Origin of the sequence: Bartonella sp. DB5-6 (genome assembly GCF_000278115.1) — a bacterium.
GTDB classification, from domain to species: domain Bacteria; phylum Pseudomonadota; class Alphaproteobacteria; order Rhizobiales; family Rhizobiaceae; genus Bartonella; species Bartonella refiksaydamii.
In genome coordinates this window covers 91,703-118,532 of record NZ_JH725114.1, presented here as the reverse complement: position 1 = coordinate 118,532, position 26,830 = coordinate 91,703, and the positions used below count along the sequence as shown (strand labels likewise).

Genomic DNA, 26,830 nt, shown 5'->3' with positions numbered 1-26,830 from the left:
GGTTTTTCTTTGAGACAGTTCTCTCGAATGAAAAAGCTCAGGTCTAAGCTTGGATAGGTCATAACGGCGGTGTCCTCCTGCCGTATGCTCAGAAACAATTTTGCCTTCACCTTCCCAACGACGCAAAGTGCTAATCGAAACACCCCAAAGCTTGAGCTGCTTTACCTATCCCAACAAATCTATCCATAATATATATTATTACACAGATATAAATAGATTACAAGTAAGCTGTTAAAGCCCTGTAAGGGATATTGGTCAATTACTGTAAATGGAAATTGGCGTGTAATATTCCGTTTTGTTGGTATAGATGTCGAATTAGTTGATTATCTAGATTATCATTGAATAAGGAGAGCTAAAAAATGATGAAAAACCCTCCACATCCTGGAGAACTCTTGCGTGAAGATGTAATCGCAGAGCTTGGTTTATCTGTTACCGAAGCAGCTGAACGGCTTGGTATGTCTCGTGTAGCTTTTTCTAGGGTTTTAAATGGGAAAGCTGCTGTTAGTCCCAATCTCGCTATTAGGTTGGAAATGGCTGGTGTGAGTACTGCACGTGCTTGGCTAGCTATGCAAACAAATTATGATTTAGCGCAAGCTTTAAAACAGAAACAACCTAAAATACATCCTCTTTGTACTAGCTCTTGTTAGTACCATTCTATCGTATTGGAGAGCTTGACGAACATTCTCTAATAAACTTTTATCTGAAAAGCATAAGATCAGAACCGGGAGGAGCTAACCGTAATAGGAGCGTATCATATCCCCAATTGATAGCTAAACTTAGAAATATCAAAACTATATAACCAATGACCATTGCTGTTTGATGTTCAAAAGGTGCAGAACCAGCTACATATCCAGTAAAAAAAATAAATAACACTAATAAACTGCCACCTGCTATAAATTCTGTTAAAATAATAACCGGTTTACGAATAAGCAAAAGAAAAAGAAAAAGGAAAAAAAGGCATGTTTTCAATATCTTATGTAATGTTTTATAAACGACAGAAAACACTCTACGCATTATAGTTATTAAAATTGATTGTTTGGAATTTGGATTTTTCTCTGTTGTATTTAATTTATTAGTAGATAGAGCGTCCATGACCCCCTCCAATATTTTTATCTATAAAACGCTTTATGGCTACATGACACGTTTTATTTTATTCACGATTATTTATATACCTATATAGATAATTATTTCAATTTCATAATTTTTTAGTGCTCAATGTAACATACGGTTTCTTTATTTTTAAAAAGCAGGCGCCGTTCTACCAAACTTATGTAAATTGCACAAACTAAAAAAGAGATTTAAGAAGCAAAAACAACCTCAAGCTGCCCTTCTGATGTTTTAACTTTTTCAGTGCTAACAACAATTTTGATATCATTTCCAAGTTTAGCCAAACACTCAAGCATTTTCATCTCACTTATCCCTCGGAATTCTCCATTTAAGAGCTTAGACAATTTAGGTTGAGTCATTTTAAAAAGTTGGACAGCTTGTTTTTGAGTTAAGTTCTTCTCTTTAAGAATTTGACTAATTTTCCAAGCGAGCTGTGCTTTAATAAGCATTTCTCTGGAATCTGCAAAATCAAGATCTGCGTAAACATTAGAAGTACCGTGAAAAACATTTATCATTCTAATTCCTTTCTAATTGCTCCGCTAATTTGAGACGCTCCTTAATAAGATTTATATCTGGTTTGGGGGTTGCAATACCACGGGTCGATTTTTTTTGAAAACAGTGCAACACATAAAGAGCCTTTTCATATTGTATCGTATAAATAGCGCGATAAGTTCCTTGTATATCACGTTCAATAATTTCTAGAACATTGGCAGATCCAAAGCCTTTAAGAACCTTAACATTTTCTCCTTTATCTCCTATCTGAGCAAGATAAAGAGAATAACCAATCCTCTGTTGAATAATCTCAGGAAGGCTTTTTATATCTTTGAGTGAAGACCCAAGCCATATGATACGTTTTACTTTATTCATAATCATTTGTATACCTATATGGGTATAATTTCAAATAAATCATTTTAATTTTAGGATTTTTTTTAATTTTTAAAGCCGCATCTTCATACGACACGGCTTTTTGCTCTCTAAAAGCAGACATCTCCTCCTTTAATCATGATTTCGGAGCCGCGTGAGAGGGACAAAACAAGCCGTTATGATTCTTTGTCAAGGACGCCTTTAGGCGCCGTTCTACCAAACTTATGTAAATATGATCATTTCTGATTAAATATACTGTTGATTTCCTGCTTCTTTGAGGCTGGTTTCACCAAAGTCACAAGACATTGGCCAGAGCCTTCCTCTCCACAGGCTGACACGGTGGAACTCACCGCCAAGTTTTTTAAATTAATCGCGGCATTAATATCTCGATCATGGTGTGTACCACAATGAGAACATCTCCACTCACGTATGTTAAGAGGCAATTGTTCAATCTTACATCCGCAATGATGGCAGATCTTACTGCTCGCATACCAACGATCTGCAATAACAATCTGTCGACCATAGCGTGCCGCCTTATATTCCAATTGACGGCGAAACTCGAAAAAACTTTGATCTGCAAGGGCACGCGATAAATGCTGATTTTTCAGCAAGCCTTTTACATGAAGATCTTCCAGACAAAATGTACCAAAACGCTGAATTAAATCTGTTGTAACCTTATGCAAATTATCCGTTCTTATATTGCTTATCCGAGCATGAAGCTTAGCGAGTTTTTGTTTCTCCTTATGGCGATTGTTCGAGCCTTTTTGCTTACGACTTAAACGCCGTGATAAGCGCCGTAAACGATTTAGCAAAGCCTTATAAGGTTTAACGCTTCCTATGGTTTCTCCTGTCGAAAGCGTTGCAAGTGCATTGATGCCCAAATCAAGACCAACAATAGCTTGGTTCTCGCTTAGTGACTCTTGATTATCTGTTTCAACGCTAAGACTTACAAACCACCGATCCGCTTTACGGCTGATGGTTGCTGACAAGATCTTTCCTTGAAATCGCAATTGTTCTCGCAGACGAACCCAACCAAGTTTGGGAATTCTTATCTTGGAACCTTGCAACTGTATTTGATCATTGGTCAAAGTAAAACGATCGTGCACTCCTTTCTTTCTAAAAGTGGGATATCGGCTTCTCCCTGAAAAAAAATTCTTAAAAGCCACACCCAATTGAATAATTGCCATTTGTGGAGCATTTTTAGTAACTTCCATCATCCATGGAAATTGTTCTCGTTTTAGAGAATTGAATTGTCTACGTAGCGCATAGTCATTAGGCTTTGGTAAATTATTATCTTTCTTCCACGCTTCATATTGCTGCTGCCATTCCTTCAGTGCCCAATTATAAGCAAAGCGCGCGCAACCACTGGCTCGAGCCATGTAGCTTCGTTGTTTATTATTTAAGTCTAGAGCTATTTTGTGAGCAACAATCATTGCGATGCCTCTACAGCTTGACGAACATTCTCTAATAACCTTTGATTTTTTCTCGAACGACTTCCATAAAGACGAGCACTAAAGACAGTAATAATTTCTAAAACATCTTTGGCTAAATCCTCTTCAAAACTGCTTTCTTCTCCTTGATTGAGAATGACAACCTCAACTTGTTTGGCTTCACAAATGGCGAAGACCAATTCTGCGCCAAAGCGCAATAAACGATCTTTATGCGTAATCACCAAACGACCTATTTCATTTTCAATGAGAGCATCCAATAAACGTTTAAGACCCTTTTTACGATAATTCATCCCTGACCCTAAATCAGAGATGAGTTCATAAGTCCAACCTTGGCTTGCACAATAAAGCTCAAGAACCTGTTTTTGTCGCTCTAAATCGTCTTTTTGATCATGGCTTGATACACGCGCATAAGCAATGGTTTTTCTTTGAGACAGTTCTCTCGAATGAAAAAGCTCAGGTCTAAGCTTGGATAGGTCATAACGGCGGTGTCCTCCTGCCGTATGCTCAGAAATAATCTTGCCTTCACCTTCCCAACGGCGCAAAGTGCTAATCGAAACACCTAAAACTTGAGCTGCTTTACCTATCCCAACAAATCTATCCATAATATATATTATTACACAGATATAAATAGATTACAAGTAAGCTGTTAAAGCCCTTAAGTTTTTCTGTTTGTGATGATCAACAATCCCTCATTCTTGCTTTTTCTTGGAATAGCGGGATTGTTTCTTCAATCCAACATCTCAATATTGTATGTAAGCAATATGGCGTAGAATGTACTTAGTAATCCTATAACCAGGTTGCGATACAGGACGGATTTTGTTATCTCTAGGTTGATGAGCTTGAGAAAGCCTTGTTCGTCTTTACGTGACAAGGTTTTCTTTTTATGCCGCGTCGTTATAACGTTGCTGTTTCGCTTGCTCGATGACATTGATAAGATCCGATTGTAACCAACGCGATAAAAAACCAAATTTTAAAGGTTTTGGCAAAGAGCCATTGGTTACATGACGGCGGAATGTTGAGACACTCATATGAAGCAATTTTGCACTTTCACGGTCTGTCAAAAGAACATCATTTTCTGTCATACTAAAATCCTTTCAGTCTCAAAAAATAGAAACAAATCATAACTATTTATTAACCATATTTTCGCATCATTTGAAAGGTATTTAATCTATAAAAAACAGTGTTTTATTATAGTTTTTCTGATGTGATAATTTATGAATCTTATTGAGATGATATGAGAGAAAAGAGAGAGAAAGTTATCCACAGATGATGGGGTTATGCACCCCATCTGTTAAGATTGCCCCGTGACATAAACCGCCCATTTATCCATATAGATACGACGCTGTTCTAGATAATCAGTGCGACGATAGGCACGCTCTACTTGTCCTCCGACCCGTATAACTTAGAATGGTTTCAGCGACCTCATAGGGGGTATCGGTTGTTTCAGCGAGCCAATTGCGTAAACTAGAGCGAAAACCATGTGGATGTGCTTCAAGTCCAATTTTTCTCATATATTTTGCCATAACCATAGGTGAAATAGGAGCCCGACTAGAAAAAGAAAAGATGAAATCACTTTTAGAGATACAGCGAGCTTGTTCAATTACTTTTAGTGCTTCCTGAGAGTGTTCGGATGATGATAAGGGAGAAAGTAGCTTCTGAAGCAAAAGCTGCGGTTGAATAGGCATTGGGTGTTGATAGGCAAGCGGTGCATGCTGTTGGTGAGACGGCCAAGAATATAGCCGACGAGGCAAAGGGTAAAGCGGAAGCAGCAAAGAGATTAGCACAAGAAGCCAAGAGTAAGGCAGTTTCCGTAGAGAGTGTAGCCCATGAGGCAAAAAAGACAGGAGATCAGGCGAGCCAAACAGCCTCAACGGCAAAGAATATATCAGAAGAAGCGAAACAAGCAGCCAGTAGTGCACAATCTATAGCACAAGAGGCAAAGAAGTCTGCTGAAGGGACACGGCAAAAGGCAGAAAGGGTAGAGACAGTAGCGGATGAAGCCAAGAAAACAGCGAAAGAAGCTAAAGATGCAGCAAGTTTTGCAAGACATGATGCAGAGCAAGCTCGGACAAAAGCACAAAGTGTGGAGAATATAGCCTATCAAGCTTCGAATAAAGCTGGTGATGCCAAGCAAGTAGCAGATGGCGCAAAGGTTAAAGCAAGTTTAGCGGAAATGGCGGGAGAAGAAGCCAAGAAAACAGCAAGCAAAGCGGAGTCACGAGCGTATGAAGCGAAGGATGAAGTCGGCAAAGCGAAAGAAGTAGCCAATAATGCGAAGCTTATAGCAGAATCTGCGCAACGTACAGCAGATGAGTCGAAAAAAACAGCAGGAAGCGCACGAACAGAAGCGAGCGAAGCGAAGGATGCGGTTCAAGCCATAAAAAATAAAGCCTTCTAATCCGTTGAGTTGTGAAACTGTTGGCATGTTTGTTAGAATTTTAGAGGATTTAGAAGCATTCAAAACATTATTAGAAATGATTAGCGAAGCGCAAAGAAAAGAAAATGCTACTGTTGTAGAGAAATGTTAAAAATCCTATTCCCCAATTTTTATCTACGCATCCCGAACCTTAAAAAAGATATATAATATCAATAAGTTGTTTAAATAAAAAAGAGTATTACTCTTGTAAGAGGAGGAAATATTTTTATGGAAAAGTGTTTGCAAAGATTTTTAATATTCCATTGGCTTAGAAAAGTTTACCTAAAAACTTTCAAGTATGTGAGCACTTTACATAAGGTATGCATGAAGAAAACCAATAATAAAATTTGTTCCTTATAATCAAAGTGTATATCTTACTTATATCAATATCCAAATTCGATGTAACTTTGTGTTGGTAAAGCATTGGTTTATTATGATATAGTTATTATTTTCTATATTGAGTAAGAATGCTAAATACAGGACGTTCTTTCTTATACTCTTTCATTATAAACCAAAAAATTACTTATTTGTACGTTACAAGAGAGATTGATGTGTGGCTAAAAACTCATTGGAAAAAAACACGCAATATGCCTCTCGTGAACTGTTTTAACGGTAAGAGCAGTTATGACATTGAAAGCTGGAAAATAGTATGATGGGGTTGGTTTATATTGATCTTCTCTCAGATTGTATTTGTTCTCATATTTAAACAGTACATTAGTGTATATTAGATTTTTTTTTTAAAACTGCTGTTATAGATATGCTAATCTCTTTTTTTTGACTTGTCATTGAACAGTTTTTGCTTCTCATTTTAGAGCAGAGTGCCAGATAAGATAAGGGAAGCTACAGAAAAGTAGATAACAATTCCCATGACGTCCACTAAAGTTGCGACAAGAGGAGCTGAAGCACTTGCAGGATCAAATCCCAAGCGTTTAAGAATAAAAGGAAGCATGGAACCAGACAAAGAGCCAAATGTGACAATTCCGACTAAAGCCGTGCCTACTGTCATGGCAATGAAAATCCAATGTTCACCATAGTTGTAAATACCAAGTTTTTGCCAAATGGTAATACGCATCATTCCGATAACTCCTAGTAAAAGACCAAGGAATATCCCTGCTGGAATTTCACGAAGGATAATTTTCCACCAGTCTCTGAGTGTGAGTTCACGTAATGCTAGTGCACGAATAATGAGGGATGTTGCTTGCGAGCCAGAGTTTCCTCCCGAGCTCATGATAAGAGGAATAAATAGGGTAAGAGTGATGACTTTTTCAAGTTCTGTTTCGAAATGTTGCATAGCGCTTGCTGTCAGCATTTCGCCAAGGAAAAGTAAAGCAAGCCAACCACCACGTTTTTTCATCATCCCTAGAAAGTTGATCTGCATATAGGGTTTATCAAGAGCTTCCATACCTCCAAATTTGTAGGCATCTTCACTCATTTCATCAACCATTGTATCAAGTACGTCGTCAACGGTCACAATACCAATAACATGGTTACAGTCATCGATAACTGGCACAGAGAGAAGATCATGGCGTTGAAAAAGACGAGCAATGTCTTCATGGTGTGTAAAGGGAGATATTGTAATGGGGGTATCATGTGTAGAGACGTTTAGAATTTGATCATCAGGAGAGGCAAGGATAAGGTTACGCAGTGAAACGGCTTTGAGAAGAGTGCCCGTTTTAGGATCGATAACATAGCTTGTATAAACTGTTTCACGTGTTCGTTCAACATCACGAATATGATCCAGAGTTTTTTTTACGGTCCAGTTTGCTGGAACAGCTATAAACTCTGTTGTCATCAGTGCACCTGCTGTATGATCAGGGTAACTGGTAAGTTTTTTTAGTTCAGCACGCGTTAAGGGTTTAAGCAATGTATAAAGTTGCGTGCGGGTTTTTTTATCCATTTCTTGAAAGACATCAGCAGCAGCATCAGCAGACATACCATCAAGAATTTCAACGGAACGATTCACAGGGAGAAGTTCGAGAATAGCTGCTGGTTGTTCAAGTTCTGGTTTGTCAAAGAGTTCAATGACATAATCAAGAGGCAAAAGGCTAAGAATAGCTACACGTTCCATGATATCGAGATCATTGATGATATCAATCGAGTCAGCAAAATGATAATTCTTTAATTCTTCGGCAAGAGCTTCTGGAGAAAAATTTTTGAAATCGAAGGTCGTTTTAATTTCAGTCATAATAAAGTACCTTCTGAAGGATTGGAGAATTATAAATTCAGATCATGGATAGGGATAAAACGATAGGGTAAAACAAAAGTTATGAAAGATTTAAAAAAACACCCTCCAACTATACTTCTAATTGTTAATATTTGAAATAAAGTTAATGACAGATTACAGGTTATAAACAATTTCCTGAATCAAACATGTAAGGATTCTTATTTTTCTGCCAAAATAGAGGTCTGAAAGGGACTTTTGAAGAGCACTAAATGATTTTAGTGTGTTATTTTGTATGGTACAGGTAATTGTGACACTTAAATGTATAATTGGAGACAGAGAGTATTATGACAAAAGTAGCAGTGTTGGACTGGGGGGGATTTTCAGGGCTTCCTGATTTTTCGTCAATAAATGATGAAGATTTTGCTCCCGCTTTTGAACAGGCGCTTCAAGAAGCAGAAAAAGAAATAGAAATGATTGCAACGGTGCGAGAAGCACCAACACTTGAGAATTTTTTGCAACATTTTGAGCTTTGTGGCAAAGCGCTTGATTGTGTATGTTCAATATTCTTCTTGCGCTCAAGTACTCATAGTAACGCATTGATTCAGCAGTTAGAGCAAGACTTTGTTGTAAAACTTTCTCATTATTCTTCAAAAATTATGATGGATACACGGATATTTGCAAAAATAGATGTGCTTTATAAACAGTCGCAGCAAGGTATGTATGATAGTGAAACGACGCGTGTACTTGAATTATGGTGGAAAAAGTTTGTTTGTAACGGTGCAAAACTTGATGAAAAAGGTAAGAAACGACTTGTTGAAATTAATGAAAAACTTGCTTTTTTAAATGCTACTTTTGGTCAGCACGTCTTAAAAGATGAAGCAGAATGGGTTTTATTTTTAGAACAAACAGATTTATCTGGTTTGCCTGATGATCTCATTGCTTCAATGAAAGAAATGGCACGCGAAAAAGGAAATGAAGGAGCTTATGCCTTAACATTAGCACGCTCAGTTATTGATCCTTTTTTGAAATTCTCTCATCGTCGTGATTTGCGTGAAATAGCATTCCAAGCTTGGTCTAAGCGTGGTGAAAATAATAACGAGAATGATAATCGAGCGATTATTTTAGAGATTGTTGCACTTCGAGATGAGAAGGCTAAACTATTGGGGTATAAATCTTTTGCAGATTTGAAACTTGATAATACCATGGCCAAAAGTGTTAATGCGGTTATGAATTTGCTTACACCTGTATGGGAACGGGCAAGAGTTAAGGCTTCTAGCGAACAGATTGAATTGCAAAACTTTGCGAACAATCATGGAAGCAATGAAACTTTAGAAGCTTGGGATTGGCGTTATTACGCTGAAAAACTCCGCGCTGAAAAATTTTCTTTCGATAGCTCTGAAATTAAATATTATTTTCAGCTTGATCGCATGATTGAAGCGGCTTTTGGAGTAGCAGAAAAACTCTTTGACATTACATTTGAAGAAAAAAATGCTGTTACACTTTGGCATCCTGATGCACGTTTGTGGGAAGTAAGAAAATCTGATGGAAGCCTGCTTGGACATTTTATTGGTGATTATTTTGCGCGTTCGTCAAAACGGTCTGGGGCGTGGATGAGTAGTTTGCAGTCGCAACATAAACTGGATGGCGGACAAAAGCCTATTATCTATAATGTTTGTAATTTTGCTAAGCCACCCGCAGGAGAGATTGCTCTTTTATCACTTGATGATGCGCACACACTTTTCCATGAATTTGGACATGCGTTGCATGGTTTACTTTCTGATGTAACATGGCCATCTGTAGCGGGAACATCGGTTTCTCGAGATTTTGTTGAACTTCCTTCTCAACTTTACGAACATTGGTTAACTGTACCAGAGGTCTTAAAATCTTATGCTACGCATATAAAAACAGGACTTCCTATGCCGCAAACATTGATGGATAAAGTTCTATCCGCACAAACATTTAATGCTGGCTTTTCTGCAGTTGAATTCACCTCATCAGCTCTAGTAGATATGGCTTTTCATCAAGGTGAAAAGATAACCGATCCAACAATGTTTGAGCGTCAAGAATTAGAAAAGTTACAAATGCCTAACACAATTATTATGCGTCACCGTCCTCCGCATTTTACGCATATATTTTCAGGAGATGGTTATGCCGCTGGTTACTATTCTTATATGTGGTCGGAAGTGCTTGATGCTGATGCTTTTCAAGCTTTTGAAGAAACGGGTGACGTTTTTAATTTAGAGCTTGCTAATAGGTTGAAACGTTTTATTTACTCTGCTGGAGGCAGTTGTGATCCAGAGGAGCTTTATAAAGCTTTTCGGGGACGGCTACCTTCATCGGAGGCAATGATTAAAAAACGTGGACTGTAAATTATAGCGGTATAGTTTAGACTATACCGTTGTTATATACTTTTCTACGGTTGATATTTATGAAAATTTTTACCCCATCATCATGTGGACAGAGGTTTTTTTATTTGTGAAGAAAATTAAGTTTTTCTGTTTTTAACAGGCATCATGGGAAAGAAAAATTATCAGCTCGGTCTTTTTGATGACCATTTGGCAAAAACCATGATTTCTTTATGAAACTTTGATCTATTTTGTCTAGTAAGCCGGTATTTTGTTGCGTCATGCCATCGAGAGTCATAGGGGATTGGCGTTCAATATTCTGTGATTCTTGGGTAAACTTTGGAGTGTTGCTATTGATCAAAAGTGAATTTTCACGGGAGAATGTTTGAAAATTTAAAATGTTCTCTAATTTTTTTTCTAAATAAGAAGCGAGTATCCTCTTTCCTTCAGAGGTAAAATTGATACCATCACGAGTACGTAATTTAATGATTTTTCCATTTGTATCGTAGCCTAAAAAAGAAAATTGACCTTGTTCATTAATAAATTCCCTCCAGACATCGACAAAATATCCTCCTGCTATTTCTGTTGCTTGTTTGTAGAGCTCATTAAAAAATTTCATTTTTTGTGTTAAATTATCATTTCCAAAAGCAGGTTGCCCCATCCATATCCATGGTTTTCCCGAAGTATGAAGGATTTCAGCAATTTCGGTAATTCTTTGTTTGTATATGTTTAGCCATTCGGGCTGAATCGTACTGAATATGCCGTGAGGCGTTTTGATTGGTTGATTATCATTTGCACCTATCACCATAATAATAGCGTCGGGTTTGTTTTTATTAATGAGTTTAGAAATATTGTTTTTCCAAGAAATCTGATTTGTTTGGATTAAGCCAGAAGCTGGCATTGTATTATTTATAATGATAATATAGCGATTATCAGTAAAAAGCTTTTTGAGTGCATCGGCAACAGCAGAAGCGACAAAGTCCCCTATGACGAGAACACGTTTTGCATTTTCTTCTTTTCGCTTTTGTGCGGGTTTTTGTAATACAATTTTTTTTAGTGGTTTATATATTTTTTGTTCTATAGTTTGTGGTGGTTGTTGCTCTTGTTTGTTATGTTGCAACAACCATTTAAAGAAGTTTGTTGCTTTACTTGGAGATGGTTGTATGACATTCACGGTAAAGAGAAAGAAAAGCAGAAAAATCCAGTATATCGGGCGGAGATGGGACAAACACTTTACTCCGGATTATTGTTTACGCAGGATAGAAAGAACAGCAGGGGTTGGATATCCATTTGGCTTTAAGCCATGACGCAGCTGAAAAGCTTTGAGTGCTTTTCGAGAGGCTGTACCGATTTTGCCATCAACTTTTCCTTTATAATAGCCAAGTGCAGTTAAACGAGATTGCAGCTCTTTACGCTCATGGAAAGTAAGAGGCTGGAATGGTCGTTGCCAATCTTGAACCAAGCTAGGCTGTCCGGCAATGCGGTTAGCAAGAAGAGCGACAGCGAAAGCATAGCGATCTGCATTATTATAACGTTTAAGAACAAAGAAATTTTTTGTTACTAAGAATATAGGACCTTTTGGTCCATCTGGGTATTTCAATATTGCTTGTTCAGATGATGCAGGAAGAGGATGCCCATTCGCGTGCTTTACACCTAGTTTTGCCCACTTCTCAAAGGAACACCAATTCTCGGGAAGATTTTTTCCTTGTGGCAATTTAACTTCTACTCCCCAAAGAAGGTTAGATTGCCAACCATTCATATGGAGAAGATTAGCAGCAGTAGCGAGAGCATCTGGAACAGAGGTCCAAATATCACGCCGTCCATCTCCATCTATGTCAATGGCATAGGTGAGATAACTGCTTGGAATAAATTGCGTATGTCCCATTGCCCCAGCCCAAGAGCCAGTAAGTTGCGCACGTGTAATTTCACCACTTTGGAGAATTTTCATAGCTGCAATTAGTTGCGCATGCGCGTATTTTGCACGTTTTTTATCAGTGTAGGCTAGGGTTGCAAGTGAGCGAATGATATCACGCATCACGCTTTTATTTTCTAAAATTGTTCCATAATTGCTTTCCATTGACCAAATAGCCAAGAGAATATTATGATCAACACCAAAACGTTTTTCAATTTGAAGAAGCCACTTTTTCCATTTTTTGGCTTGGCGCTGTCCTTCTATAATTGCAATATCATGAACACGATTGTCGAAATAGTTCCATGAAGGATCGACAAATTCTGGCTGGTATGCAGCTCTTTCTAAAACTTTTGGATCAATTGCGTTAACAGTTTTAAAAGCCATATCAAACGTAGAGGGTGAAATGTTGTTGGCAAGAGCTGTTTTTTTAAACTCTTTAATCCAGTATTTAAAACCACTATCAGCATGTAAAAATGATGCAAAAAACATTAAAAAAGCAAAGGAAAGAACGGCGAAGCCTATGATAAAAGTTTTCCGACTTATTGATTTCTCTAAAGAAGAGAAAGTTTTTGATTTTGTTTTTTGCATTTTTTACCCTCCTTCAATATTCAAGTCTTTTGGTGCGCAAGGACTTCATTTTTGTATTTGGTTTTATTGATGATGTTATCAAGCGCATAAGTAAAGGTTGAAACAGATTATTTGTTTTGAAGGAATATTCTCAATAACGCATCATGCTCTTACATCTTTTTTTGTCCGTTATAATGGCAATTAAAACAATAATATATCTTTTTTACCATTTAGTAAAAACATATGTTAAATGAAATTAGAAATTTATACGATTCATGAGAAGAAGCAGGAGGGTAAGAGTGCGTAAAATCCGGAAAGCAGTATTTCCTGTTGCTGGTCTTGGTACACGTTTTCTTCCTGCAACAAAAACAATTCCTAAAGAAATGTTGACTGTTGTTGATAAGCCCATTATTCAATATGTTGTTGATGAGGCGCGTGAAGCTGGTATTGAACATTTTATTTTTGTTACTGGACGCAATAAAGCAGTCATTGAGGATTATTTTGATGCGCAAGTTGAGTTATATACAACTCTTGCTGAACGCGGTAAAATAGAAGAACTTGAACATTTACATAGTTTACAGCCTCCACTAGGGTCAACTTCTTTTACGAGGCAACAACAGCCTTTGGGGCTAGGGCATGCCCTTTGGTGTGCGCGTGAATTAGTTGGTGATGAGCCTTTTGCTTTGTTACTACCGGATATGCTTATACAATCTAAAAAGAGGTGCCTTTCTGAGATGATCAATCTTTATGAGGAAACTGGTGGAGGAAATATTATCGCAGTTCAGGAGTGCGATCCTGAAGAAGTCCATAAATATGGTATTGTTGGACAAGGAAAGCAGATTGCGCACGGTTTTAAAATCACAAAGATGGTAGAAAAACCAACAAAAGGAACAGCACCATCAAATCTGTACATTAATGGACGTTATATTTTGCAACCAGAAATTTTTAATATTCTCTCAAATCAAGAACGAGGAGCAGGAAATGAAATTCAATTGACAGATGCGATGGTACGGCTTTCAAAGGAACAGGATTTTTTCGGTTTCAAGTTAGAGGGTCTCACTTTTGATTGTGGTTCTAAAGCTGGTTTTATTGAAGCCAACGTTGCATTTTCTTTAGCGCGTGCCGATATGCATAGCCAAGTTTCTGCTTCATTAAAAAATTTATTAGAAACTATTAAAATTGAAAAATGATATAGATCTCTCGTTTCATTTCATCTATCAAACTTGATTATGATAATACAGTCTTCTCATATAGTTTTGCAGGGCGCCATTACATCGGCGCTTAAAACGCTTGCGAGTGAAAAACAAGGTCTTGAAGCCCTTGAAACAGCTCTTCTTGGAAGTCTTTCTTCCTCTTTTGAAGCCGCTGTTCAAACCATTAGAAATGCTAATGGTCACGTGGTGATCACGGGACTCGGTAAGAGTGGTCATATAGGTACAAAAATTGCGGCAACCTTGGCTTCGACAGGGACACCTGCCTTTTTTGTTCACGCTGCGGAAGCCAATCATGGTGATCTTGGTATGATTGGCTCTGATGATGTTATTCTTGCCTTGTCATGGTCAGGTGAAACTTTGGAATTAAGTGGCATTATCAATCATGCTGCGCGTTTTCGCACACCGCTTATTGCCATAACCTCGGGTGAGAGCTCTGTATTAGGGCGACAGGCTGATATCGTACTTTTGTTGCCAAAGATAGAAGAAGCTTGTCCCCACGGGCTTGCTCCTACAACTTCAACTGTTATGCAATTGGCGATAGGAGATGCATTAGCTGTTGCTCTTTTAGAAATGCGTGGCTTTACAGCAACGGATTTCAAAATTTATCATCCTGGCGGTTCTCTTGGTGCAAGCTTGAAATATGTGCGTGATATTATGCATGAGGGTAATCGTCTTCCTTTGGTTGTGCAGGGGGCAACTATGACTGAAGCGATGAATATTTTGGTTGAAAAACATTTTGGCTGTGTTGGCGTTGTCAATCAAAAAGGTGAATTAATTGGGATTGTGACCGATGGTGACCTTGCACGCAACATTCACTTTAACTTATCAAAATTTAATGTTGATGAGGTAATGACGAAAAATCCTAAAACTGTGGAACCAAATACACTCGTTGGAGCTGCAACGGCTTTTATTAATGAGCACCATATCGGTGCTTTTTTCGTGGTTGAGAATAAAAAACCGGTAGGAATTGTTCACTTTCATGATCTTTTGCGCATTGGTGCTGCGTAAATTAAATGGCCCATATCAGATAAAGCTTTATTTTAGAGTAAAATAGGTTAAACAATAACAAAGACAAAATTTTGTTGCGCAGAAGTTTTATTGGTGTTTCCTAGAAAGGATGGTTATTTTACACATTCCATGGTGGTAGAAAATTCTGCTTGCAGAGGACTATATCAATGTTTTGCGTATTTTGGAGAAGATTCCTCTCAGGAGGAAAAATTATTGCCTCCTGTTATATACATGCTCACCATATTTCTAATAGAATCTGTAGCTTTCATTTAAAATTTTCTATTAAGAGAAAATTGTGATCCTGTATGTGATGTGCAGAAAAGCTGTGTTGCCTCACGTGACATTATACAACTTACCCGAGATATTGTCCCACGGAGAATGGAGCGTATTTCAATTTCTATATGTTGGGCATTGACATAATTATATGTACCTTCTGATAGTTTTTCTTCTGTATCTGCTGCGCGTGTTTCAAAAATACCTTCATGGAAAGAAGAAATGATACCATTTTCATCAACCCACTTACCATCAATTCCAGCCGGTATATTTTGGCTATAATATTGAGAAAATCCACAGGCACTTAATACTAAAGCGATGATTGTAAGGCATAAAATACGGTAAGTATGTTTCATTTGTTTCACTCTATTTATATTATTACTCTCTAGCTTTTATAACATTGTTAAATTACCCCATGAGTCAATATGAAAAATTTGATGAAAATCAATGAAAAAGCAAAAAAATGGAAAAAAATGCCTTAATGTTGTATTTAATTAGCAGCTTGATAAAATTTTTAGATGAAATACAAGAGACGAAATATTTTGATGGCTTACAACAATTTTTACATTAAACCGCTTAGTCGTCTCAAAGGAGATTGTTGAAATTATGGTTGGTCCCATTCTTGTTGCGAGTGAAGATTATGGAAGACGTATAGAGCTTTCTGCTATGCTCCGAGGTTTTGGTTACCGTGTCATTGAAGCAGAAAATGGTCTCCGTACGATTGATCTTTTACACAGACGTAAAAATATTGTGCTTGCACTCCTTGATGTAGTCATGAGTGATTTGAGTGTGGGCGATCTGATTAAAATGATTAGAGTTACTGGTGTTTCTGTTCCTCTTGTTGTGATAGCACCACAAGAGAATCAAGATTTACTCCAGAAAGCTTTAACAGCTGGAGCTATTGATTATTGGATTCATCCAGTTACACCACTACGGTTGAGAGTCACTTTGGATACTCTTTCTCTTATTTCTGCATTGGAGCGTGAGGTTCGTTATATTCGGCGAAAAAATGAGAATCATTTGCAATTTTCTGATCTCTGCATAAAAAGTAGAGCAATGCAGATAGTTTTGGAACAATCGAGAAAAGCAGCGGCTTCTTTACAGAATCTTTTGATAGAAGGTGAAGTTGGAACTGGTCGCGAAACATTAGCTCGCATTATTCATCATGAGGGTTTGTTATCGGATGGGGCTTTTATTCGCTTCCAATGTTCAGCTATCATTGATCCAGAGGAAGAAAATCGCCACTGGTTTAAGAAATTTCTCCCGCTGGTTTCTACTCTTAAAAAGGGGACACTTTGCCTTTGTGATGTTGATCGGCTCGAACCCATACAACAAAAGCGTTTTGCAGGTTATCTTCAGGAGAGGGCAAAGGTAACAAAAAACAATCCTCCCCTCTTTCGTATCATGGCTATTTCAGCGTCGCGACTTTCAGATCTGGTTAGAGAAGGTTATTTTTCGCGCAGTTTGTTTGAACAGCTTTCCCAATTATCAATTAGTGTTCCTGCTTTGCGGGAATTGAGGGATGATTTTCCAGAGCTTACGCAACGTTTAATTGACCGCATTATTGCGGAAACAGGGCGCTCGCATGTACATGGTTTAGCAGGGTCGGCTCTTTCATTGCTTATGCAGTATGATTGGCCTGGTAATCGGGGTGAACTTGAGAATTTTCTATTTCGCGCAATTTTACTCAGCGAGGGGCCCTTGTTAACTGTGCGGGACTTTCCCCAATTAATGGGAAGCTCATTAATGAGTGTTCCAAATATCATTGAGAGTGATGTTCAAGAAGATCATGAACAAGAAACGATACAATTTTTAAATGCTGATGGGCATGTTCGCACTTTTGCAGAAATGGAACATGATATTATTGAGCAAGCGCTTAAACATTATAAGGGACATATGAGTGAGACTGCTCGCCGTCTTCATATCGGGCGCTCTACACTTTATCGAAAAATAGAGGAATTGAGAGTAATGAAAAGCTAAAAATAGAAGTAAAATCACGATAAATCTCCATTCGTAAAAAGTGATTTTCAGAAAAAATGTCGTATTTTTGGTAAAGACAGAGGAGGGTGTCTGGCTTTTAAAAAAATGTTATTTATTGTGGAGCTCAGGTATTGAGAATAATTTTGAAAACGCAATTAAGTATTGATTTTGTTTGACGGAATCATTTTCAAATTTCTTTTCTTTGTTCAGTCTTTACAGCTTTAGCTAATTTTACTTTCATTTAAGATGAAAGATAAGTTTTATGCTTTGGTGTTGGAACTAAAATTCTAGCATCATTGATATCAGATTTATATTCTCTTAAGCAAGAGGTGACATTCTACTATTGGATGATTCAGATAGGATCATTGATTTTATGTGCTTTGTATCGATGGTAGTGCAGTGGCTTGAAAATAGAAAGTTTATTCTCTTTGACTTTGTTACAGATTGTGATCGGTTTTATTATATTCTTTTTTGTTGCGTCTATGTTGGCGATTTACACTTATGGGCGTTTTATGAAAAGTGCTAGGGGGGCGTGTTCTTACGCGTTAAATGTTAAGAAAGATGAAACCAAGTTTGATCGTATAGTAAGCCAATTGGCAGAGAAAACAGATGGGTTAGGGATTGATAAAGACGCTCTTTCACTTATCATCAACAATTTAGATGCATTTTGTGTTCGTGTGATAGGAGCAGCACAGGCGGGGCGTAGTCTTGATTTGATGTATTATATTTGGGATGATGATTTAACAGGTCGTCTATTATTAAGTGAAATAGTGGAGGCAGCTGAGCGTGGTGTGCGGGTGCGCCTTCTTTTAGATGATATTAACGCTCAAGCACGTGACCCAGCTTACATTGCGCTGGATAAACATCCTCATATTGAGGTGAGAATATTCAACCCAGGGCGATCGCGTAAGGGTGGTTTACGTCGTGGTTTAGAGATTATATTGCGGGCAGTTACTATAACACGCAGAATGCACAATAAAGCTTTTATTGTGGATGGCCGAATGGCTTTTGTAGGAGGGCGTAATCTTGCAGATTCTTATTTTGACGCTGGTGAAGAATCGCATTTTCGAGATTTAGATCTGATGTTAATCGGTCCCTCGGTTAAAAAAGTAGAAACAATTTTTGATGACTTTTGGAATAGCGCTGTAGTTTTACCAATTCACACTTTGGTTGTTCCTAAAAGTGCAAATGATCTTGGTTATTGGAAAGACAAATTACGAAAGTTCCGTGATTCCAAGGTTGCAAAAGTTTATTTAGATTATGTCAAGGAACGTATTAATTTTGACTGTTTTATTCAGACAGGGAAGAAATTATTTTTAGCAGATAAAGTTATAGTTCTTTCTGATCCTCCGGAAAAAGCATTGCGCAAAAAAGCAGGAAATTGGCTTATGAAGGTACTCTCAGAGGTTATTGGGGGTGCTAAAAAAACGGTTCAGATTACATCACCATATTTTGTTCCTGGTAAGGTCGGTACGCAGAGTTTTGGTAATTTGGTTTCAAAAGGTGTTGATGTCAAAATTCTTACAAATTCTTTAGCAGCGACTGATGTAGCACTGGTGCATGGTGGTTATATGCCGTATCGTAAAGCATTATTAAAAAGTGGTGTTAAGCTTTATGAGTTAAAACCGAATGGAAATACTCATGGATTGCGATTGTTTCGGTCAAGTAGAGCAAGCTTACATACTAAAGCTTTTTTAGTTGATCGTAAAACCGCTTTTATTGGCTCTTTAAATTTTGATCCTAGATCAGCTGCGTTGAATACAGAAATGGGTATTCTTTTTGAATGTGCACCGATTACAGCGAGATTGGATTTGCTTTTTTCGGAAGAAACAACGGGTGAGATGAGTTATCACCTCCGTCTTGGTGATAATAACCACATTTATTGGGATTTTATTGAAAACGAAAAACAGCAAAGTGTTAATTATGAACCAGAAAGCAATTTGGGGCGTCGTGCGTTTGCCAAAATAATAAGTTGGTTACCCATTGAATCACAATTGTAGATTTTATAAACTATAATCGGAAAATTATTTTTCTTTTCATTTTTCTCGTAGCATGGCATAGTTTTCTGCCAATCCGCGACGTATGAGAACCGCAGTTGTATTTTAAAAACACCTTGCGGTGTTTTGTTATAAAAGGAAGTTGGCTATGGCAAAGATTGTTGAAACAGGGACAGGTGCATTGGCACTGACTTTTGATGACGTGCTTTTACAGCCTAGTCATTCTCTTGTCATGCCCAGCCAAGTAGATCTTAAGACGCGTATTGCAGCTGATATTGAGCTGAATTTACCATTGCTTTCTGCGGCAATGGATACTGTGACAGAATCGCGTTTGGCAATTGCTATGGCTCAAGCGGGTGGTCTTGGTGTTATCCATCGTAATATGTCTCCTGCAGAGCAGGCTGAAGAAGTGCATCAGGTAAAAAAATTTGAATCTGGTATGGTTGTTAATCCAGTAACAATTGGGCCAGATGCAACACTTGAAGAAGCAAAAGCCTTGATGCGTTCTCATGGCATTTCGGGTATTCCTGTTGTTGAAATTGGCACTAAAGATAGGACTGCTGGGCGTCTTGTTGGTATTTTGACGAATAGGGATGTGCGTTTTGCATCGGATCCAAAACAAAAAATTTATGAATTAATGACGCATGAAAATTTGATCACAGTGCGTGAAAATGTTCAACTCAGTGAAGCAAAGTATCTTTTACATCATCACCGTATTGAAAAATTATTGGTTGTAGATGAACAAAATCGCTGTGTCGGCTTGATAACAGTTAAGGATATTGAAAAAGCACAATTAAATCCAAATGCTGCCAAAGATTCCCAAGGTCGTTTGCGTGTTGCAGCTGCTAGTAGTGTGGGGAATGATGGAATTGAGCGGGCTGAACGACTTATTGATGCTGGTGTTGATGTACTAGTGATTGATACAGCACATGGGCATTCTCAACGTGTACTAGAAACCGTTGAGCGTATTAAAAAAATGGCGCCCTCTACAGCTGTTATTGCTGGTAATGTAGCGACTTCTCAAGCAACACAGGCGTTAATTGATCGTGGTGCAGATGCGGTAAAGGTTGGTATTGGTCCTGGTTCTATTTGCACAACACGAATTGTTGCAGGTGTTGGTGTGCCTCAGCTTGCTGCCATTATGAATGCTGCAGAAGTTGCTGAAAAAGCGGGTATTCCTATCATTGCGGATGGTGGGATTAAAGCTTCGGGTGATTTTGCTAAAGCTTTAGCAGGTGGGGCTTGCGCTGCTATGATCGGATCTCTCTTAGCCGGTACAGAAGAAAGTCCTGGTGAAGTTTATCTTTATCAAGGACGGTCTTTTAAAGCCTATCGCGGTATGGGATCAGTTGGTGCTATGGCGAGAGGATCGGCAGATCGTTATTTTCAGGATGAAGTGCGTGATGAACTTAAATTGGTTCCCGAAGGTGTGGAGGGTCAAGTTGCTTATAAAGGCTCTATAGCATCGGTTCTACATCAGCTTGCTGGTGGGTTGCGTGCTTCGATGGGGTATGTTGGGGCAAAGAACCTAGCGGAGTTTCGTGAAAAAGCAACGTTTGTTCGTATTACCAATGCCGGACTCCATGAAAGTCATACACATGATGTTGCTATCACACGGGAAAGTCCAAATTACAGAGGTCCAGTTTGATTTATTAAGGTCTTAGAGCCATATTACATGGTATAAAGATCTTTTGAGAGAAAGAGTTTACCATTTTTTCTCTTTGTGATGTGGTATGATGATCCCAAAAAGGAAAGAATTGGGGGTTGGTGTCCCAATTCTTTCTGTAGTTTATATAAAATTAAGGGAATTAACTTTTTGTAGTTTTCCGTACCGACTTTGACGCGCGTTGGCGAGTGTTAACCTGATCACTTTGGACGGATTTCTTTCCATTGTTTGAGGGTATTGTATTGTGACGGCTTTTAGATGAAGTTGTTTTTCCATTATTGTAAGTATTCATTATTTTCTCCTTTTAAATTATCTGGCCTCAAGCCAGTACAGTAAAAACGGTCATGCCAAATAGTGGTTCCAAGCGTTTTTTTTAAAGTTAATGTTTTATCGGTAATAAGATGCATTTGCATGGTCTTAGTAGAGCTGTTTTTTCTATCTTTTCAGAAAGAGAGCATTTTCAAGATAATAGATACTTGATGTTATGTGCTGTTATATAAGGTTATCAAATTTTTATTTTATGTAGTAATTAAAAGTTTGGTGGTTTTTAAATATGTATAACTGGAAGAGGTACCTTAGGGCTAACCACTTGTTTTGTAGATACAAAAAGGATTCCATTTATTTTAGAAAGTTAAAAAATGTGCATGAGGAGCACATGAGAAGAAAAGTTTGGATGCTATAAAAAACGTGATCAGAATCTGCTTCCAATGTAAATCTTGCATGGGCTGGAGAAAATCCTGTTGGTCTTAAGAAAGATGAATTGGTTTTTTCTTAAATTATATAGAGTTTTGTAAAAAATAAAATGGGAGAAATAAATGCGCTTAGGTGGGCGTTTGTATGCGGCAATAGATATTCTAAAAGATATAGAAACTCGGCATCGCCCAGTAGGTGAAGCTTTAAAAGATTGGGGACTTTCTCATCGCTTTGCTGGAGCAGGCGACCGAGCTGCAATTGGTACAATTGTTTATGATGTTTTAAGACGACGCTATTCTTTACAATGGCGTATGGAGAGTGATGACATGAGGAATATCGTTTTCGGCACCTTATTAGACGCTGGAAAAATGACGATTGAACAAGTTGATAGTGAATTAGAAGGAGATCGATTTGCACCACAGCTATTAGGTTCTAAACAGCGCCAATCGTGGCAAAAACAACAATTAATTGATGCACCAGACTATATTCGTGGTGATATTCCTCAATGGTGTCAAGCGCATCTTCTTCCTTTATTTTCCGATAATTGGGTCATTGAAGCTGCTGCATTAGCAACACGTCCTTCTTTAGATTTACGCGTGAATAGCTTGAAGACAACATCAGAAAAGTTATTCAAGGAATTAGCAAACACCAAAGCTCAACCGTTGTTATGGTTTCGGCAAGCCTTAAGGATTGCACCTATTGAAAAGTTTGGACGTCATCCCAATGTTCAGATAGAACCAGCTTTTCAAAGGGGGCACTTTGAAATACAGGACTTGGGCTCTCAGATTGTTGCTTATCTTGTAGAAGCAAAGGCAGGTATGCAGGTGCTGGATTATTGTGCTGGAGCTGGTGGAAAAACATTAGCCTTAGCTTCCAGTATGGAGAATCAGGGGCAAATTTATGCTTATGATTCAAACAAAGCCCGCTTAGCTCCTATTTTTGATCGTCTTCGACGTGCTGGTGTTCGTAATGTGCAGGCACGTGGGAATGTAGAAGAATTAAAGCCGTTAGTCGGTCAGATGGATATTGTGCTGCTAGATGCGCCATGTAGTGGTACAGGAACATGGAGGCGGAGGCCAGACACGAAGTGGCGCTTGACGTTAGAACAGGTAAGACAACGCCAAACAGAACAGAAGGTTATTTTGAATGAGGCTATAGATTATCTTAAGCCAAATGGGCGTTTAGTCTATATTACATGCTCTCTTTTTGTGGATGAGAATGAGGAACAAATTTTCCGTTTTCTTCAACAGCATTCCAATTTTTATCCAATAAGTATGCGTGCACTCTGGCAGCAACATTTTAGTTGTTCGCCTGTGCAACCAATTTTTTCAAATTATGGACTTACTTTATCGCCAGCAGCAACAAAAACAGATGGCTTCTTTTTGTCTGTGTTGCAAAAAAAACATTGATACATATTTTCACATTTTTATCTTAAATTTTACGAGAAAAATCTTTTTCTTAAGCGAATAGGCTTGTGAAAAGAGAAAGATTAAATCATAAATCTTATTGGTTCCTTTTGTAATTATTGATTGGTTTTTTTATGAGCGTATCACATCCAGACACTGTTCTTATTATTGATTTTGGTTCACAAGTCACACAACTAATCGCACGGCGGGTACGAACGATGGGTGTCTATTGTGAAATTGTTCCTTGTCTATTATCTTTAGAAGGTATCAAGCAAATACGACCTAAAGCTATTATTTTATCGGGTAGTCCTTATTCAGTTATTGATGGCGATTCGCCACGTGCTCCGATGGAAGTTTTTGAAATTGGTGTTCCAGTTCTTGGTATTTGTTATGGTGAACAAGTCATGTGTGTGCAGCTTGGTGGAAAGGTTGAAGCTGGACATGAACGTGAATTTGGGCGCGCTTTTTTGGAGATACAAGAAGAAAATGCACTTTTTGATGGAGTGTGGGAAAAAGGATCTTGTTATCAAGTATGGATGAGTCACGGTGATCGTGTGACGGCTTTACCGGAAGGTTTTCGTGTAATAGGAACATCAAAAGGTGCTCCATATGCTGCGATTGCTGATGAAAAAAGGCATTTTTACGCTGTGCAATTTCATCCTGAAGTTGTTCATACACCCGATGGTACAAAGCTTTTACAAAATTTTGTTCATAAAATTTCTGGTCTTAAAAGCAATTGGTCAATGACTTCGTATCGGGAACAGGTAATTGCTGATATACGCAAAAAGGTTGGGAAAAGCCGTGTGATCTGTGGTCTTTCAGGTGGTGTTGATTCAACAGTTGTTGCTGTACTTCTCCATGAAGCAATAGGAGAGCAACTGATATGTATTTTTGTAGATCATGGGTTAATGCGTAAGAATGAGGCTGAAGAGATTCTTACACTCTTTCGAGATCATTATAACATAGAGCTTATTCATGTTAATGCCGCTAACATGTTTCTCAACGCTCTAGAAGGTGAAATAGATCCAGAGAAAAAACGTAAAACGATTGGCCGCCTTTTTATAGAAGTTTTTGAAGAAGAAACAAAAAAAATAGGAGGTGTGGAATTTTTAGCACAGGGAACGCTTTATTCGGATGTTATTGAGAGTGTATCGGCTATTGGTGAATCGGTAACAATTAAAAGCCATCATAATGTAGGGGGGTTACCGGAACGAATGAAGATGAAGCTTGTAGAGCCGTTACGCGAGCTGTTTAAGGATGAGGTTCGCTCTCTAGGGCGAGAGTTAGGATTGTCGGAAGAGTGTATTGGCCGTCATCCTTTTCCGGGTCCCGGTCTTGCAATTCGGTGTCCAGGCGCAGTTACACGTGAAAAATTAGAAATTTTACGTGAAGCAGATGCTATCTACCTTGATGAAATTCGTAAAGCCGGCCTTTATGACAAAATTTGGCAGGCTTTTGCTATTCTTCTTCCTGTTCAGACTGTTGGTGTTATGGGCGACGGGCGCACTTACGAATTTGCTTGTGCTCTTCGTGCGGTAACATCTGTAGATGGAATGACTGCTGATTTTTATCCATATGATATGGAGTTTTTAAGCAAAACGGCAGCACGTATTATTAATGAAGTGAGAGGTATTAATCGTGTTGTGTATGATGTAACTTCAAAGCCTCCTAGTACCATTGAGTGGGAATGATTCAAATAAAGTATAAAACCTTTTAACAAAAGAGTATTTCTTAAAATTAATATTCTGGAGAGTGGATAGAGAAAACAATTTTGAAAAAATTGTTTTGCACTTTAGTATGTTTTTTGAAAAATCACTATCTGATTTATATGAACTGATATTGTTTAAAATTGAAAAGTGTGGAATTTTGCATGGCTGAGAAAAAAATTGTTGCACACCGTGGTGGAGCAAATCTTTATCCTGAAAATACACTTTCGGCATTTCGTCACGCAATTGCATTAGGAGTCGATGAAATTGAATGTGATGTTCATCTTCTGAAAAGTGGTGAAGTAGTTGTATTCCACGATTTTCATCTGGAACAACTGGTTGGGAAAAAAGGATATATTCATGATATTGATAATGAAACGCGCAAAAAACTCTGTGTGAAAGGAAGTACTGAAGCGCCCCCTTTATTAGAAGAAGTACTTGATCTTTTGGAGCCAACAAATGTTGCGTTGCATCTTGAAGTCAAAACATGTGGTGAAGTTGAGCGGGAAACAATTTTATCTCAAAAAGCGCTTGAGTTGATAAAAAGCCGAAATTTAGACAAACGGGTTTCTGCCATCAGTTTTGATCCTGCGAGCCTTCATCCCTTTATTGAAGCAGGAATAACATCTGGGCCATGTATTGATAGCTTTGAAGATGATATGTCCCATCATTTTTCTGAATGGAAACGGTTAGGGTATTCTGATCTAAGTTTAAACGGCTCCATTGTTTCACAGGTTTTTATTGAATCTGCGGTTGAAGCAGGCTTTTTTGTGGGGGTATGGACAATCAACGGGAGAGCTCGGTTATCGCATTGGCTTGATATGCCTGTACATTATATCACGACAGATCAACCCGATTTGGCTTTGCAGTTACGCGCACAAAGATAAAAAGTTTATTACCATACATAAGAAACAATGCAGTCTACAAAAATTGAAACCGATAGGCGAAAATGAGAAATCGTTTCTGATAGTGTTTATAAGGCTAAAGCCTCTATTTTATTTACTTGTTACTTGTTACTTGTTACTTGTGCGTTTTCCTGTGGTTTTATTAAAAGTATGAAAATTCTGATAAGGGACAGTGAAGCTTAGTTTTTTACCATAGTCGCTTGTAAGGCGCTCTCTTATTTCAACAGTAAAAATGGTATCGTTCCAGCGCGTTAAAATATGGCATCCTGTCCCGACAGGTTTGATAAGCTCAATTTGTGTGTGAAAGATAGGTCCTTGATCTGGATATTCTCCCAACAAGATTACTTCTGGTCTGAATGCCAAAAGCTCTGTTTCTTTACTATAAGACAATGAATGATTTAAGTGCTGTTCTAGAATTTGGCGCTCAAGAAAGTTCATAGGAGGAGAACCAATAAAATCAGCAACAAATGTTGTTGCTGGAATATCGTAAATTTCCATTGGTGTTCCAATTTGCTCGATAGCCCCTTTATTCATGACAACTATTCTATCGGCTAGGGTCATTGCTTCTAGTTGATCATGGGTAACATAGAGGCTTGTTGTTCCCAATGAACGCTGGAGTGTTTTAATCTCAATACACATTTGCGCACGCAGTTTCGCATCAAGATTTGAAAGTGGTTCATCAAAGAGAAAAACACGTGGTTGACGCACAATCACACGCCCCATTGCAACACGCTGTCGTTGTCCTCCCGATAATTGTCGTGGCTTACGATCAAGAAATGCCTCTATTTGCAAAAGCTTTGCAGCATGTGTGATACGCTTATTTATTTCGTCTTTAGGTGTTTTACGATTTTTAAGCCCATATTCTAAATTTCCACGAACTGTCATATGGGGATAAAGTGCGTAATTTTGAAAAACCATAGCAATATCACGATCAGCAGGTTCACAATCATTGATACGCTCATTATCAATATAGAGTTCGCCCGAGGTGATTCGTTCAAGTCCTGCAATGATGCGTAACAGTGTTGATTTGCCACATCCTGAAGGACCAACAAGGACAAGAAGTTCCTTATCGGCAACAGTCAAGTTTAAGTCCTCAATGACAACAATATTGTTGTCATACTGTTTTTTTATATTTGATAACTGGATTATGGCCACA

The 26,830-nt window shown here is 38.1% G+C and carries 22 protein-coding genes and 3 pseudogenes; 12 read left to right on the top strand and 13 right to left on the bottom strand.

Going from position 1 to position 26,830, the window contains the following annotated elements:
* Positions 1-126, bottom strand: a pseudogene (locus MCO_RS10465) (IS607 family transposase); the annotation flags it as partial.
* 117 nt (positions 127-243) lie between these two features.
* Between MCO_RS10465 and MCO_RS09920 the strand changes: the two are divergent.
* Positions 244-342 (top strand): annotated as a pseudogene (locus MCO_RS09920) (type II toxin-antitoxin system RelE/ParE family toxin); the annotation flags it as partial.
* Between the two features lie 17 nt (positions 343-359).
* On the top strand, positions 360-647 hold the full coding sequence (locus tag MCO_RS00500; RefSeq protein ID WP_007551919.1) for a HigA family addiction module antitoxin: 288 nt from the start codon (positions 360-362) through the stop codon (positions 645-647).
* 49 nt (positions 648-696) lie between these two features.
* Here MCO_RS00500 and MCO_RS00495 read toward each other — a convergent pair whose 3' ends face one another.
* From MCO_RS00495 to MCO_RS00465, 7 genes and pseudogenes are all read right to left on the bottom strand, one after another.
* Positions 697-1,092, bottom strand: coding sequence for a hypothetical protein (locus MCO_RS00495; protein ID WP_007551918.1), 396 nt, complete (start codon positions 1,090-1,092; stop codon positions 697-699).
* A 206-nt stretch (positions 1,093-1,298) separates the two neighbouring features.
* Positions 1,299-1,622, bottom strand: a complete 324-nt coding sequence (locus tag MCO_RS00490) for a helix-turn-helix domain-containing protein (RefSeq protein ID WP_007551917.1) — start codon at positions 1,620-1,622, stop codon at positions 1,299-1,301.
* Between the two features lies 1 nt (position 1,623).
* On the bottom strand, positions 1,624-1,974 hold the full coding sequence (locus tag MCO_RS00485; RefSeq protein WP_040298571.1) for a type II toxin-antitoxin system RelE/ParE family toxin: 351 nt from the start codon (positions 1,972-1,974) through the stop codon (positions 1,624-1,626).
* Positions 1,975-2,207: 233 nt separating this feature from the next.
* Complete coding sequence (locus MCO_RS00480; RefSeq protein WP_007551915.1) at positions 2,208-3,404, bottom strand: RNA-guided endonuclease TnpB family protein; 1,197 nt, start codon at positions 3,402-3,404, stop codon at positions 2,208-2,210.
* A complete protein-coding gene (locus MCO_RS00475; RefSeq protein WP_004854276.1) occupies positions 3,401-4,024 on the bottom strand; it encodes an IS607 family transposase in 624 nt (207 codons plus the stop codon). Before MCO_RS00475 ends, MCO_RS00480 begins: the two co-directional genes overlap by 4 nt.
* Positions 4,025-4,303: 279 nt before the next feature.
* Complete coding sequence (locus MCO_RS00470) at positions 4,304-4,504, bottom strand: AlpA family transcriptional regulator (RefSeq protein WP_004860377.1); 201 nt, start codon at positions 4,502-4,504, stop codon at positions 4,304-4,306.
* Positions 4,505-4,713: 209 nt separating this feature from the next.
* Positions 4,714-5,044 (bottom strand): annotated as a pseudogene (locus MCO_RS00465) (tyrosine-type recombinase/integrase); the annotation flags it as partial.
* A gap of 62 nt (positions 5,045-5,106) precedes the next feature.
* Between MCO_RS00465 and MCO_RS00460 the strand changes: the two are divergent.
* Positions 5,107-5,820 carry a hypothetical protein gene (locus MCO_RS00460; protein ID WP_040298514.1) on the top strand — a complete coding sequence of 238 codons (714 nt, stop codon included), beginning with the start codon at positions 5,107-5,109 and terminating at the stop codon, positions 5,818-5,820.
* 826 nt (positions 5,821-6,646) lie between these two features.
* Here the strand turns inward: MCO_RS00460 and mgtE are convergent.
* Complete coding sequence (mgtE, locus tag MCO_RS00450; protein WP_007551909.1) at positions 6,647-8,023, bottom strand: magnesium transporter; 1,377 nt, start codon at positions 8,021-8,023, stop codon at positions 6,647-6,649.
* Positions 8,024-8,346: 323 nt separating this feature from the next.
* On the opposite strand from mgtE, the gene MCO_RS00445 reads away from it, so the two are divergent.
* A complete protein-coding gene (locus MCO_RS00445; RefSeq protein ID WP_007551908.1) occupies positions 8,347-10,371 on the top strand; it encodes a M3 family metallopeptidase in 2,025 nt (674 codons plus the stop codon).
* Positions 10,372-10,513: 142 nt separating this feature from the next.
* Here MCO_RS00445 and MCO_RS00440 read toward each other — a convergent pair whose 3' ends face one another.
* On the bottom strand, positions 10,514-11,575 hold the full coding sequence (locus MCO_RS00440) for an SGNH family hydrolase (protein ID WP_007551907.1): 1,062 nt from the start codon (positions 11,573-11,575) through the stop codon (positions 10,514-10,516).
* 15 nt (positions 11,576-11,590) lie between these two features.
* Complete coding sequence (locus tag MCO_RS00435) at positions 11,591-12,847, bottom strand: lytic murein transglycosylase (protein ID WP_007551906.1); 1,257 nt, start codon at positions 12,845-12,847, stop codon at positions 11,591-11,593.
* A gap of 278 nt (positions 12,848-13,125) precedes the next feature.
* Between MCO_RS00435 and galU the strand changes: the two genes are divergently transcribed.
* The gene (gene galU, locus MCO_RS00430) at positions 13,126-14,016 is read left to right on the top strand and encodes a UTP--glucose-1-phosphate uridylyltransferase GalU (protein ID WP_007551905.1); all 891 of its coding nucleotides are present in this window, start codon (positions 13,126-13,128) and stop codon (positions 14,014-14,016) included.
* Between the two features lie 39 nt (positions 14,017-14,055).
* On the top strand, positions 14,056-15,048 hold the full coding sequence (locus MCO_RS00425) for an SIS domain-containing protein (RefSeq protein ID WP_007551904.1): 993 nt from the start codon (positions 14,056-14,058) through the stop codon (positions 15,046-15,048).
* Between the two features lie 269 nt (positions 15,049-15,317).
* Here the strand turns inward: MCO_RS00425 and MCO_RS00420 are convergent, their stop codons facing one another.
* Positions 15,318-15,677 carry a hypothetical protein gene (locus MCO_RS00420; protein WP_007551902.1) on the bottom strand — a complete coding sequence of 120 codons (360 nt, stop codon included), beginning with the start codon at positions 15,675-15,677 and terminating at the stop codon, positions 15,318-15,320.
* A 250-nt stretch (positions 15,678-15,927) separates the two neighbouring features.
* Between MCO_RS00420 and MCO_RS00415 the strand changes: the two genes are divergently transcribed.
* The 6 genes from MCO_RS00415 (at position 15,928) to MCO_RS00390 (ending at position 25,656) form a co-directional block, all read left to right on the top strand.
* Positions 15,928-17,301 carry a sigma-54 dependent transcriptional regulator gene (locus tag MCO_RS00415; RefSeq protein WP_007551900.1) on the top strand — a complete coding sequence of 458 codons (1,374 nt, stop codon included), beginning with the start codon at positions 15,928-15,930 and terminating at the stop codon, positions 17,299-17,301.
* A 428-nt stretch (positions 17,302-17,729) separates the two neighbouring features.
* Entirely contained in the window at positions 17,730-19,301 is a 1,572-nt protein-coding gene (locus MCO_RS00410) for a phospholipase D family protein (RefSeq protein WP_040298511.1), read from the top strand.
* A 145-nt stretch (positions 19,302-19,446) separates the two neighbouring features.
* Positions 19,447-20,946, top strand: coding sequence for an IMP dehydrogenase (gene guaB / locus MCO_RS00405; RefSeq protein WP_007551894.1), 1,500 nt, complete (start codon positions 19,447-19,449; stop codon positions 20,944-20,946).
* An 833-nt stretch (positions 20,947-21,779) separates the two neighbouring features.
* The gene (locus MCO_RS00400) at positions 21,780-23,066 is read left to right on the top strand and encodes an RsmB/NOP family class I SAM-dependent RNA methyltransferase (protein WP_007551893.1); all 1,287 of its coding nucleotides are present in this window, start codon (positions 21,780-21,782) and stop codon (positions 23,064-23,066) included.
* A gap of 131 nt (positions 23,067-23,197) precedes the next feature.
* Complete coding sequence (guaA, locus tag MCO_RS00395) at positions 23,198-24,754, top strand: glutamine-hydrolyzing GMP synthase (protein WP_007551892.1); 1,557 nt, start codon at positions 23,198-23,200, stop codon at positions 24,752-24,754.
* 179 nt (positions 24,755-24,933) lie between these two features.
* Positions 24,934-25,656: a glycerophosphodiester phosphodiesterase gene (locus MCO_RS00390; protein WP_007551891.1), complete on the top strand. Its 723-nt coding sequence runs from the start codon at positions 24,934-24,936 to the stop codon at positions 25,654-25,656.
* Positions 25,657-25,782: 126 nt separating this feature from the next.
* Here MCO_RS00390 and MCO_RS00385 read toward each other — a convergent pair whose 3' ends face one another.
* The gene (locus tag MCO_RS00385) at positions 25,783-26,829 is read right to left on the bottom strand and encodes a sn-glycerol-3-phosphate import ATP-binding protein UgpC (RefSeq protein ID WP_007551890.1); all 1,047 of its coding nucleotides are present in this window, start codon (positions 26,827-26,829) and stop codon (positions 25,783-25,785) included.
* Position 26,830 lies beyond the last annotated feature (1 nt).

Coding starts and splice junctions, on each gene's coding strand:
- MCO_RS00475 (WP_004854276.1), bottom strand. CDS start 4,024: ATGGATAGATTTGTTGGGATAGGTAAAGCAGCTCAAGTTTTAGGTGTT.
- MCO_RS00400 (WP_007551893.1), top strand. CDS start 21,780: ATGCGCTTAGGTGGGCGTTTGTATGCGGCAATAGATATTCTAAAAGAT.
- MCO_RS00420 (WP_007551902.1), bottom strand. CDS start 15,677: ATGAAACATACTTACCGTATTTTATGCCTTACAATCATCGCTTTAGTA.
- MCO_RS00485 (WP_040298571.1), bottom strand. CDS start 1,974: ATGAATAAAGTAAAACGTATCATATGGCTTGGGTCTTCACTCAAAGAT.
- MCO_RS00415 (WP_007551900.1), top strand. CDS start 15,928: ATGGTTGGTCCCATTCTTGTTGCGAGTGAAGATTATGGAAGACGTATA.
- MCO_RS00490 (WP_007551917.1), bottom strand. CDS start 1,622: ATGATAAATGTTTTTCACGGTACTTCTAATGTTTACGCAGATCTTGAT.
- guaA (WP_007551892.1), top strand. CDS start 23,198: ATGAGCGTATCACATCCAGACACTGTTCTTATTATTGATTTTGGTTCA.
- MCO_RS00470 (WP_004860377.1), bottom strand. CDS start 4,504: ATGACAGAAAATGATGTTCTTTTGACAGACCGTGAAAGTGCAAAATTG.
- guaB (WP_007551894.1), top strand. CDS start 19,447: ATGGCAAAGATTGTTGAAACAGGGACAGGTGCATTGGCACTGACTTTT.
- MCO_RS00495 (WP_007551918.1), bottom strand. CDS start 1,092: ATGGACGCTCTATCTACTAATAAATTAAATACAACAGAGAAAAATCCA.
- MCO_RS00435 (WP_007551906.1), bottom strand. CDS start 12,847: ATGCAAAAAACAAAATCAAAAACTTTCTCTTCTTTAGAGAAATCAATA.
- MCO_RS00480 (WP_007551915.1), bottom strand. CDS start 3,404: ATGATTGTTGCTCACAAAATAGCTCTAGACTTAAATAATAAACAACGA.
- MCO_RS00445 (WP_007551908.1), top strand. CDS start 8,347: ATGACAAAAGTAGCAGTGTTGGACTGGGGGGGATTTTCAGGGCTTCCT.
- MCO_RS00390 (WP_007551891.1), top strand. CDS start 24,934: ATGGCTGAGAAAAAAATTGTTGCACACCGTGGTGGAGCAAATCTTTAT.
- MCO_RS00425 (WP_007551904.1), top strand. CDS start 14,056: ATGATAATACAGTCTTCTCATATAGTTTTGCAGGGCGCCATTACATCG.
- MCO_RS00500 (WP_007551919.1), top strand. CDS start 360: ATGATGAAAAACCCTCCACATCCTGGAGAACTCTTGCGTGAAGATGTA.
- mgtE (WP_007551909.1), bottom strand. CDS start 8,023: ATGACTGAAATTAAAACGACCTTCGATTTCAAAAATTTTTCTCCAGAA.